Annotated in this window: 9 protein-coding genes and 1 tRNA gene; 6 read left to right on the forward strand and 4 right to left on the reverse strand. The window is 43.9% G+C overall.

The window, feature by feature from the left end:
* Window positions 1-89: 89 nt before the first annotated feature.
* On the reverse strand, window positions 90-1100 hold the full coding sequence (locus B5F75_RS01895) for a tyrosine-type recombinase/integrase (RefSeq protein ID WP_158093742.1): 1011 nt from the start codon (window positions 1098-1100) through the stop codon (window positions 90-92).
* A 150-nt stretch (window positions 1101-1250) separates the two neighbouring features.
* Here B5F75_RS01895 and B5F75_RS01900 point away from each other — a divergent pair, with 150 nt between their 5' ends.
* Window positions 1251-1403 carry a ribbon-helix-helix domain-containing protein gene (locus B5F75_RS01900; protein ID WP_158093743.1) on the forward strand — a complete coding sequence of 51 codons (153 nt, stop codon included), beginning with the start codon at window positions 1251-1253 and terminating at the stop codon, window positions 1401-1403.
* A gap of 91 nt (window positions 1404-1494) precedes the next feature.
* Here the strand turns inward: B5F75_RS01900 and B5F75_RS01905 are convergent, their stop codons facing one another.
* Window positions 1495-1665, reverse strand: a complete 171-nt coding sequence (locus B5F75_RS01905) for a helix-turn-helix domain-containing protein (protein WP_158093744.1) — start codon at window positions 1663-1665, stop codon at window positions 1495-1497.
* Between the two features lie 20 nt (window positions 1666-1685).
* Window positions 1686-2801 carry a phage/plasmid replication domain-containing protein gene (locus B5F75_RS01910; protein WP_087287094.1) on the reverse strand — a complete coding sequence of 372 codons (1116 nt, stop codon included), beginning with the start codon at window positions 2799-2801 and terminating at the stop codon, window positions 1686-1688.
* Window positions 2802-3679: 878 nt separating this feature from the next.
* Between B5F75_RS01910 and B5F75_RS01915 the strand changes: the two genes are divergently transcribed.
* The 5 genes from B5F75_RS01915 (at window position 3680) to B5F75_RS01935 (ending at window position 10153) form a co-directional block, all read left to right on the forward strand.
* Window positions 3680-7321, forward strand: coding sequence for a restriction endonuclease subunit S (locus tag B5F75_RS01915; protein ID WP_087287097.1), 3642 nt, complete (start codon window positions 3680-3682; stop codon window positions 7319-7321).
* Window positions 7322-7675: 354 nt separating this feature from the next.
* Window positions 7676-7750: transfer RNA gene (locus B5F75_RS01920), tRNA-Val, on the forward strand.
* 143 nt (window positions 7751-7893) lie between these two features.
* The gene (locus B5F75_RS01925; RefSeq protein WP_087287100.1) at window positions 7894-8202 is read left to right on the forward strand and encodes a hypothetical protein; all 309 of its coding nucleotides are present in this window, start codon (window positions 7894-7896) and stop codon (window positions 8200-8202) included.
* A gap of 74 nt (window positions 8203-8276) precedes the next feature.
* Window positions 8277-9320: a threonine aldolase family protein gene (locus B5F75_RS01930; protein WP_087287103.1), complete on the forward strand. Its 1044-nt coding sequence runs from the start codon at window positions 8277-8279 to the stop codon at window positions 9318-9320.
* Between the two features lie 2 nt (window positions 9321-9322).
* Window positions 9323-10153, forward strand: a complete 831-nt coding sequence (locus B5F75_RS01935; RefSeq protein ID WP_087287106.1) for a deoxyribonuclease IV — start codon at window positions 9323-9325, stop codon at window positions 10151-10153.
* On the opposite strand, the gene B5F75_RS01940 is transcribed toward B5F75_RS01935, so the two are convergent.
* Window positions 10154-10864, reverse strand: coding sequence for a class I SAM-dependent methyltransferase (locus B5F75_RS01940; protein ID WP_087287109.1), 711 nt, complete (start codon window positions 10862-10864; stop codon window positions 10154-10156). It lies immediately after the preceding gene.
* Window positions 10865-10935: the final 71 nt, after the last annotated feature.

Genomic DNA, 10935 nt, shown 5'->3' on the forward strand with positions numbered 1-10935 from the left:
GTGTCCATTTCTGCATAAAATCGTACGTAAAATGGACTTTTGACACGCACTCCAACCTGTTTTATGGTTGGAGCGCGTGCGGTCAATTATTACGCTTTACCTTGTGGCGTATTCATACAAGCAATAACTTCTTTCAGATATTCCGGGCTTAAATGAGCATAGCGGTTGGTCATACGCGGTGTAGTATGCCCTAAAATGCCTTGTAAGTTAGACATAGACCCGTTACGTACCCGAAACGTAGTAGCAAACGTATGTCGCAGGTCATGGAACGTGAGCCCCTTTAATCCGGCTTTGGCTTTAGCACGTTTAAACGCACTTTCAAATGTACTTACCTTCATAGTAAATACTTTGCCGGATGTCTTAGGACCTATTTCTTGCAGTAACGCCTTCAAATGTTCGGACATAGGCACTATACGTTTCTGATGGGTTTTGGATTGAAGGATATAAATAACTCCTAAACCCATATCCACATTAGACCAATCAAGGTCAAAGATTTCCCTTCTTCTCATGCCGGAATGAAGGGCAAACCGTACAATTTGTTGAGCTTGTTTGTTTTTGCAATACTGGAACAATTGTGTTAATTTATCATTACCCCAATATGCCTCACGGTTATTATCTTCCGGCTTCTTAGTTACTACTACGCACGGGTTTTTACCGTTCCACAAGTCATGCTTGATACCATATTCTATAACAGCTCCTAACACAGCAAAATAACGGTTACATGTACTGCTTTTGAGGCCCTTGTTTTTGATTCCACCTTTGGTTAATAATTCATTATAGAACTGCTGTAACTTTGTACTGGTTAAATCTTTCATCTTAACATTACCAAATTTATCTTTGCAGATTTTCCACATGGACTTTGCCGAACGCCCCGGAAGTTCTTTCCCGTGAAGTTCCCAATAGGCATCTGCTAGTTGTCCATACGTTACTTTTAAGGTGCGACGTTCCGGAAAGAAAACATCATCTTCTTTTTCTTTCATTAGGCGTGTAGCTACTTCCACAGCGTATTTCTTTGTGCCATGTATTTTCTTACGCCACCGCTTACCTTCACTATCACGGAAGTCAATAAGATACACTTTGCCTTTTTCAATTTCCTTCACATGCTTCATATCACACCCATCTACTCTTTACTTCACTTTGCTTCTCAATAATTATCAATATATACCAATATATATAAGTATAATACATAAACTATCAATAGTCAATAGCTATTTATGATTTTCAATACCCCAATGTGTTATAATATAACCATGGAAAAACAGACCCCTAAGAAAACAAATCCAACTATTGCTTTTGTGGCTACCCCGGAAATCGTGCAAGCCCTTGAGAAACGCTCTAAAACGGAAGAACGTAGTATTTCGTGGCTCATTCGTAAGGCATTAGAAGCGTACTTGCACATTTAATCACACCTGGATTGCTTTACAACCTGCACAAAGGGTGTTTAGACCCTTAATTGTGAGCCAAAACAGGCCCTCTGTGCAGTTTTACTTGGCTTTACAGGTTATTTACCCACTCTTCTATTTCACGGACAATAAATAACAATTTACGTCCGATTTTCTTTACACACTTTGGTGGGATAATACCCATACTTTTCCAAGTATAGACCGTTCCCGGTGTGGTTCGCAGGTACTCTGCCAATTCTTCTACAGTCATTAATTCTTCCATTTTTGCTTCTCCGTACTTAATTACCCCAAAGGGGTTGAAATAAACAGCTCCACTATTGCTAGTAGTACTGGGGCAAAAAGACATGTATCTGATTCAGTTACTATCTCTTTGCGGGTTAATTCATCTAAATCCGTGTTACTTAGTGGATTTAATTCTTGTACTGCTTTCATAAACGTCTCCTTAAACACAGCCAGACAATGCACATCTTCCAACTGTAGCTTTTCAAATCTTTGTATGAACTCTCTAGCTCTTCGCTTACCTAACTTCTTTTCTATTATCTGCCGGACATCTTCTACACCTACATATACACAAGACATCACATGCAGCATATCAGTCAGTAATGACCGTGTGTTTTCGTATTCCTTCTGGTCTAGCCACATACGAACTTTATCCAGTGCTTTGGCTTTGTCCGGTACGTGCCAGTGTTGTACGGTCTTTTCCAGATTCTTTTGCAGTACAGCTCTGACTACATTTTCCTGGGATAAGTCCTTCAAACAGCAGGATTCCACCGACACACTACACACCTTTAATTCCCGGTCAATTTCTTTAGCAGTCTTGAGCGAACACTCCAACCGATAGAACGTACCGGGAAGATTATTGAGTATATCCTTTAATTCATCCTCATTCCGTTTATCCTGCAGTATCTCAGCCGTCTTGTTATAGAAACACACTTTGCGACGTTTTAAGGAGCCAGCAGCCATGTGCCCATCATCTGTATAGAACGTGAACGCTTGCCTATAATGACCGCCACGATGTTGTTCTTGTAAGCAAGACCACATTGTTTGACTACTAAACGGCAAATAACACACCTTGGCATAATCAATCCGGTACACATGAGCATAAAACAGGATAGCCGGACAGGTTAACACGTGAGCTTTGTTCAGTAACGTATTTAGCCGAAGCAGGACTTGTGGTATATCACTGGGAACTATTTCATACAAGTTTTGTCCACACCATACCTTACTTGGACTGAACTCTATCTTTAACCTTTCATCCGGCAGCAGCTCTAATGCAGGGAAGTAGTCCTTCTGTTTCCGTAAATACTTCCAATTAGCTTCAATATCATCCACACATGCCTTGGAACTTAACTCAAACTCTGCATGCGGTTGCAGTAATAAACCGACGGTATTAATCATAACTTGCCTACTTTTTACAGCTTTAACTGTTCTTAACTTCCCTACTATCAATCTATCTGTTCTATTTTTGTTGCCAATCAGTATTTCTGTTTAGACCTTTCTATATACAACCTATGTGTTCTATTTTTAGGCAGGTTAAGCTCTGTGCCGTCGTAGAAAGCTCAATCAGCATGAAGTGATGTAAGCCTGTCAGACACTGTAAATACGCCCACTTTCGCCAACTTTGCTGCAAAAATTGATTATTGAGATACAGAAACACCTAACAAACCAGGTGTCTTATGCGTGATGACAGTATTTGGAAATTGCTAATTCCCAGGGGAATTTTGAGCATATATTACAGACCGATTGACCTGTATTGATGATGAAGCTAAAAAGACGTGTAAAGTAACCTAGTGAACAAACTAACTACTAAGACACTTACACATTAACCCAATGAACCCGTATGATTGCTTATGGTTTTAATGAGGTAAGAAAGACTGTGAAGATACACATTAATAACCCATACCCTATTAATCATAAATCAGTGTAAAGAGTACATAGCTACTAATGAACACATACCAACACAACAGTACGTAACAGATGGATTCAGTATTAATAGTATGTGTAATGACTAACACTAATAATACTATTGTGGCAGGAGAGGTGCGAGAGCGCGAACGGTGCGAACAAACCGTGCCGCCGATTAGGTGCGAGCGTGAGCGAACACCGTAGAGGCGGCACCTGCCACAGATACAAGGCATATGTTCTACCGGATTTATCCGTGCGGAATTGTTAGACAGCATACTTTGCATAGTTTGCTTAAAATTGCTTGTTTGCAAATAATCCGTATTTGTTATAATAACCACAAGAGCTTTTAACGTCTGTTTGGGAGAACGTTTATGCAAAAATACAAGGAACTGTTGCGTGTTCTAGGTTTTCAACCGAAAGAAAACGCCGTTGATGTGTATGCAAAAACGTACCCTAACCACCGATACGTAATAGAGGTGGACTTCCAGAAAGAACAAATCAATTACGGTCCTCTTATCAAAAGCGAATCCAAAACCACACAAAATTTCTCTCAAGCGGAAAACTGGGTCGTGTTGGAGTGTGTAGACCGTCTTTTGACCAAAGGATATGCTCCAGACCGTCTCATATTAGAAAAGACATGGCCTGCCGGACATGGTACTTCTGGTCGTCTTGATGTGTGCGTGCTTCGGGAAAAAGATGATTCAGAATACCTACTCATTGAATGTAAAACCTACGGCAAGGAATTTGATAAAGCAGTTGCCAAGATGAATAAAGACGGTGACCAACTATTTACCTACTTCAAATTTAGCAACAAAGCTGATGTGATTATGCTTTACACCTCTGAACTGCAAGGCAAGAAGGTTGTTTATAAAAATGAGATTGTAAAGATAGAAGATGACTACAGAGCCGGAGACGTAAAGGATTTCTACGAAAAGTGGAACAAATTGACCAAAGATAATGGTATTTTTGAATCATGGGTCAGTCCGTATTGCTTTGCAAATAAGGCATTGATAAAAAGTCAGTTAAAGCCAATCAATCAGGAAGATTCCAGTTTTATCTTCAATCGTTTTCTTGAAATTTTACGTCATAACGTTGTGTCGGACAAAGGAAACGCTTTTAATAAGATTTTCACGCTGTTTTTGTGTAAAGTATATGATGAAACTTCTAAAGAAGATGACGAGGAATTGGAATTTCAGTGGAAAGAAGGGGTAGACGACCATGTGTCCTTTCAGCTCCGTTTAACCGACCTTTACAAGAATGGTATGAAGGTTTTCCTTTCTCGTACTGTTAGTGATTTTGATGAATCTGAATTTGATAACAAATACAAACATTTATCCCAAGAAACCAAAGCCGAGCTACTGAAAGAAATCAATACGCTCCGTTTGGAAAAGAACAACGAATTTGCCATTAAAGAAGTATACGACCATGATTCTTTTGTTGAAAATGCCAAAATTGTTAAAGAAGTGGTAGAACTGTTGCAGGGATACAAAATACGTTACAATAAACGGCAACAATACCTGTCTGACTTCTTTGAACTTCTACTCACTACAGGTCTGAAACAAGAAGCCGGCCAGTTCTTTACGCCTGTTCCCGTGGCCCAGTTTATCATTAAGAGTTTACCGCTGGAAGACATGATTGACAAAACGCTCTCATCCAAGACCGGAGACCTGCTGCCGTATATGATTGACTACGCAGCCGGAAGTGGCCACTTCATTACGGAGTACATGCACGAGGTACAGGATATTATCAACAAGAAAATCCCCAATAAGTACATAGAACGTACTAAAAAACAGTTGAACTACTGGCAAAATGCTAATTACGAGTGGGCCACTGATTATGTGTACGGAATAGAAAAGGATTACCGCCTTGTAAAAGTGGGTAAAGTAGGATGTTACTTGCACGGAGACGGCCTTGCTAATGTGATTTTAAGCGACGGGTTAGGAAACTTTGCAAATACCAAAGATTACAAAGGGAAACTACATAAAGAGCAAAACGATAAGCAGCAAGATAACCAACAATTTGATATTTTGCTGAGTAATCCCCCGTATTCTGTGGCTGCCTTCCGGCAAACCACACGGGATTACTACACTGAAAAAGATTTTGACCTCTACCAGTACCTGACCGATAACAGCTCTGAAATTGAATGTTTATTTGTGGAGAGGATGAAGCAGCTGTTAAAAGACGGTGGGCTGGCCGGAATCATCTTACCCAGTTCTATTTTAACCAACACAGGTATTTACACCAAAACACGTGAATTGCTTTTGAAGTACTTTGAATTTGTAGCCATTACCGAACTGGGTTCTAATACCTTTATGGCTACGGGAACAAATACCGTGGTACTGTTCTTACGCCGTCGGAATAATTACGAATATGTGAACTTGCAAAAATCTGTAGACAAGTTTTTTAATACACATACAGACGGCAGCATTAATGGCATAGAACATCCTGTCAGTCAGTATGTTAGCCGCGTGTGGGAAGGGCTAACCTTTGATGATTATCTTACCTTGCTAGACAAAAACCCGAACGAAAAAGTACAGAAACACGACCTGTACCGGGAATACACCCAAAAATTGACCACCAAAAAAGAACAAGAATTTTGGAGCAAGGTCCTTGCGTTGGAAAAAGAAAAGCTGTTTTACTTCGTTTTGGCTTACCCGCAAAAGCTCGTAATTGTACGAACCGGGGAAAAAGAAGCAGAAAAACAGTTTTTAGGTTATGAGTTTTCTCATGCAAGAGGCAGGGAAGGTATTCATGCTATACAACGTGGTAAAACCATAGAAGAATGTACCCGTTTATTTGACCTACATTCTTTTGACAACCCACAAAAAGCCAGTACCTACATTTATAAAGCATTTCAAAAGGATTTAAACGTTCCTATTGACGATACCCTCAAAGAGAATGTGTCCCGCCTTGACTTATTGGACATGATGACCTTTGACCGGGCCGACTTTGAGAAGATTATCAACACCAAGATTAAAAAAAAACACATTCCAAGTAAATATACACAAATAAAAGTTGGGAATCTTTTGTTGCCTCTTTCTAAAAAATATACAATTGTGGCTAAAAAGGATATTCAAGAAGTTGGTAAGTATCCCGTCATAACACAAGATGAGGATTTTATTAGTGGTTATTGTGATTTGGCACATCCTGTAGACGAACTTCCTATCATTATTTTTGGAGACCACACCTGTCGTGTTAAATATATGGAACATCCCTTTATGCGTGGGGGAGATGGCACGAAGTTACTCAAAATAAATGAAAGGATTTCTCTTCCCAAATACGTGTACTATGTTTTGCAGCATTTGATTATTCCTCAAGGATATCAAAGGCACTATACCATTTTGAAAGATTCAAAAATTCCTCTGCCGCCTTTGGAAATACAGCAGAAAATTGTAGATGAAATAGAAAAAATAGAACAATATGCACATGCCATGTTACAGGACATGACTCGCTTACAACAGGAAATTAACGCTAAAGTTAGCGATATAGTTGCTCCGTTGTTGCCGTTGGATTCTGTTTGTAAGGATATCTTTGCCGGAGGAGACCTGCCAGAAGGGAATTGGAGTAAAATCTGTACTGATGAATATACGGTTCCCATTTATTCTAATGGCATAGCGGAAAAATCCTTATACGGTTATACCAACATAAAAAAAGTAGAAGAAGATGCATTATCAATTTCTGCTAGAGGAACCATTGGCTTTACAGCCATACGCAAGGCTCCATTTTATCCTATTGTTCGTTTAATAATTGCAATTCCTAACAAAACAATTATTTCCCTTAAATACTTGTGGCTAGTTTCCAAGTCATTAACTATGCCCCAAGCCGGAAAAACTATTCCACAGTTGACAGTTCCTATGGTTAAAAAAATCAAACTTCCTGTTCCTTCTCTACAAGAACAACAAAAAGTTGTTGCGGAAATTGAAAAACTAGAACAGCAGATTGAAAAGGCTCAGTCAGCTATAACCCAATCAGAACAACAAAAACAGGCTATCTTAGATAAGTACCTCAAATAACCTATCATACCCTGTCTTACTTTATCTTTTCCAAACCATACCCTATGCTGTACGCAAACGGTCGTTTTGTTTGCGTACAGCATAAAGCAAACTCCAATTCGGCGAAAAAGTCCTATATTTTTACAGTATGGCAAGATGTCCACAATTTTCCCGACGTAATGTGTTAAACATGGACCGCAAAGCGAAGTGTCCAAAAAGTGTCCAAAATACATCCCAAATGGTTCAATTTGGTTCAACTTCATTTAAAATAAACACCCTACAAAGTTAATGCTAAGACTCAACCCAAAAGCCTAATTTCTCAGACGTAAAACTTTTCTTATCGTGCTAGATTTGGTATAATAATTTTAGATTTACGCCCAGTTGGCGCAGCGGTAGCGCGTTCCCTTGACATGGGAAAGGTCACAGGTTCAATCCCTGTACTGGGCACCATTTAAAGTCCCTGCCCGCCGGGCGGGGATTTTTTTGCCCAAATCGCCTCCTGAGTTTCTCCGCCGCCTGTCTCTTTCGTTTAAAAAAGGTAAAATATAAGAAGTACGGACGACGTCTTCGCCGTTTCGCACCTAGGAGTCTGTATGAGTATTTTTGAAGCGTTAATGATGTTGGGTTTTGGGCTGGCGTGGCCGTTTAACATCAGCCGCTCGCTGCACACCAAAACCGCCGCCGGAAAAAGTTTTTTGTTCATGATTACCATTGAATTGGCCTACATTTGCGGTATGATTCATAAAATCCTGTATAATTTTGACTTGGTCTTCTGGCTGTATGTATTGAACTTTGTAATGGTGCTGATTGATTTGGTGCTGATGATCCGCTACACCAAGCTTGATTGGTTCCGCAAACAGCACGCCCAGCTGCGGGAAGCCCGCCGCAAAGCACGGCAATAATACGCCGCTGACACTGCGGGCAGAAAAAGTTATAATGGAAACACGAACTAGCTGGTTTTAAAAAGAGGGACTTTATGATCCGATTTAACTGTGATTACAGCGAAGGCGCACATCCCGCCGTGCTGGAAAAGCTGGCGCTGACGAACCTAGAACAAACGCCGGGCTACGGGCAGGACATTTACTGCCGCCGGGCGGCGGATTTAATCAAAAACTTATGCGCCGCACCGGACGCGGACGTTCACTTTTTAATGGGCGGCACGCAAACCAACCTCACCGTCATTGCGGCCTGCCTACGCCCGTACCAAGGGGTGATTTCCGCCACTTCCGGCCATATCAACGTGCACGAAACCGGCGCCATTGAAACCACCGGCCACCGCGTTATTACCGTCGAAGAACAAAACGGCAAGCTGACCGCGGAACAAATCGCCCGCTGCTGCCAGGAACACTGGCAGGATGACAATCCGGAATTTGCCCCGCAGCCCAAGCTGGTATATCTTTCCTTCCCTACCGAATACGGCACCCTGTATTCCAAAGCCGAGCTGACGGCCATCCGCCGCGTATGCGACGAGCATAATTTATTCTTATTTATGGACGGCGCCCGCCTGGGCTACGGGTTGGAAGCGCCCGGGAACGATTTGACGCTTTCGGACATTGCCGCCTGCTGCGACGTGTTCTATATCGGCGGCACGAAAATCGGCGCTTTGCTGGGAGAAGCGGTGGTCATCGTCAACCCGAAACTGCAAAAAGATTTCCGCTATTTTATGAAGCAAAAAGGCGCTATGCTGGCCAAAGGGCGCGTGCTGGGACTGCAATTTTTGGCACTGTTTGAAAACGGCCTGTATTTTAAAATCTCCAAACACGCAGACGATATGGCCCAGCTAATCCGCCGCGCCTGCCAAGAGGCGGGGTACTCGTTTCTGTACGATTCCCCCACCAACCAGCAGTTTCCGATTATGCCGGAAAAGACCATCAAGCAGTTGGAAGAGTTTTACGCCTTTTCCCACACCCGCCGCCTAGACCGCGGCCGGGCGGCCATCCGCATTTGCACCAGCTGGGCCACGCGAGAAGAAGACGTGCGCCAGCTCACAGCCGACATCCGCAAATACGCGGGGAAATAAATATGTTTTACATTGGTTGCCATTTATCTGCGTCCAAGGGCTGGGAAGCCATGGGCAAAACCGCCTTGGAAATTAACGCCAATACCTTCCAGTTTTTTACGCGCAACCCCCGCGGCAGCAAGGCCAAAGAGCTGGACTTGCAAGACGTGGCCCGCCTGCGCCAACTGCTGGTGCAGCACCGTTTTGGCCCCGTCATCGCACACGCTCCCTATACCTTAAATCCGGCCGCGGCCGACCCGCACATCCGCACTTTTGCCCGCCAAACCTTGGCGGACGATTTGGCCCGGCTGGAACACCTGCCCGGCAATTTGTACAATTTTCACCCCGGCAGCCACGTGGGCCAAGGAACCGAAGCGGGCATCCGCCTGATTATTCAAACACTAAATGATATTTTAAGCCCCCGGCAGCACACAACGGTTTTGCTGGAAACCATGGCCGGCAAAGGCAGTGAAATCGGACGCAGTTTTGACGAATTAAAGCAGATTTTGGACGGAGTGAAACAAAACGACAAGCTGGGCGTGTGCCTGGACACCTGCCACGTGCACGACGCCGGCTATTCGCTGGCGGTGCTGGACGGCATGCTGGAAGAATTTGACAAGCAAATTGGCCTTCCCAGGCTAAAAGCCGTTCACTTAAACGACAGCCTCAACCCCCGCGGCGCCCATAAAGACCGCCACGCCCCAATCGGCCAAGGGGAAATCGGCACCCAAACCCTGGCCCGGGTCATCAATCACCCGGCCTTAAAAGACCTTCCTTTTTGTTTGGAAACGCCCAACGATTTGGCCGGATACGCGCGGGAAATTGCGCTGCTTCGCAGTTTGCGCGCCGATTAGCTAACGCCGAACACGGGCCACCAACATCACGCTGTATCCCCCCACCCACCAAGCCGCCCAAGAATGGGGCAGCAGCACATGCGCCACCTTTCGGATCAGCATGCCGATTCGGCTGCGAAGCCGCGGCAAAGGAGGAGGGCATTCCACATATTTATTGGTATAGTGCCAGCTTAAAATTTGATATCCCCTGTTGCGAAGCACCCGGCGCAGGTAAGGTGCAGTGTAGAAGTGAATGTGCCCCACAGTGCGGCGTTCCGTTTCTAAAATTTCCGGTTTAATCACGCTGCGCACCGACAAATCAAGCGGCACATGCAGCACCAGCAAAGGGGCTTTACTCTCTAAATGGGTTAAAAATAAATCGGGCTCCGGCACATGTTCCAGCACATCTATCGCCAATACGGCGTCAAAAGACGCTTGTCCCGTTTTGTTTCCCTGCACAAAGTGCACGTTGTCGGGGGCTCCCTGCAGGCACAGCTGATGCGCCTGCGGCGAGATATCACACCCGGTAAAATGCATATGCGGCCGTTTCCGGGCCCACTCTTTTAACAGTTCCCCGGCCCCGCAGCCGACGTCGCACACGTTGTGTAATTTTCCGGTTACTCCCGCCTGCTCCAATGCGCGCAGCACATGCTGCAGTTTCCAGCGGGCATCTTGGGCGTGCCAGCCGGGATTGGCTTGCAGGTAGGTACCGTCTGTATAAATGGAAGTCATAGGCTTATTATAACTAAAAAAGACTTCCTGCGCACACCGCCTCGCCGACGGCTTTTTCCCCCTTTCTTGCG

Source organism: Elusimicrobium sp. An273, assembly GCF_002159705.1.
Lineage (GTDB): Bacteria > Elusimicrobiota > Elusimicrobia > Elusimicrobiales > Elusimicrobiaceae > Avelusimicrobium > Avelusimicrobium gallicola.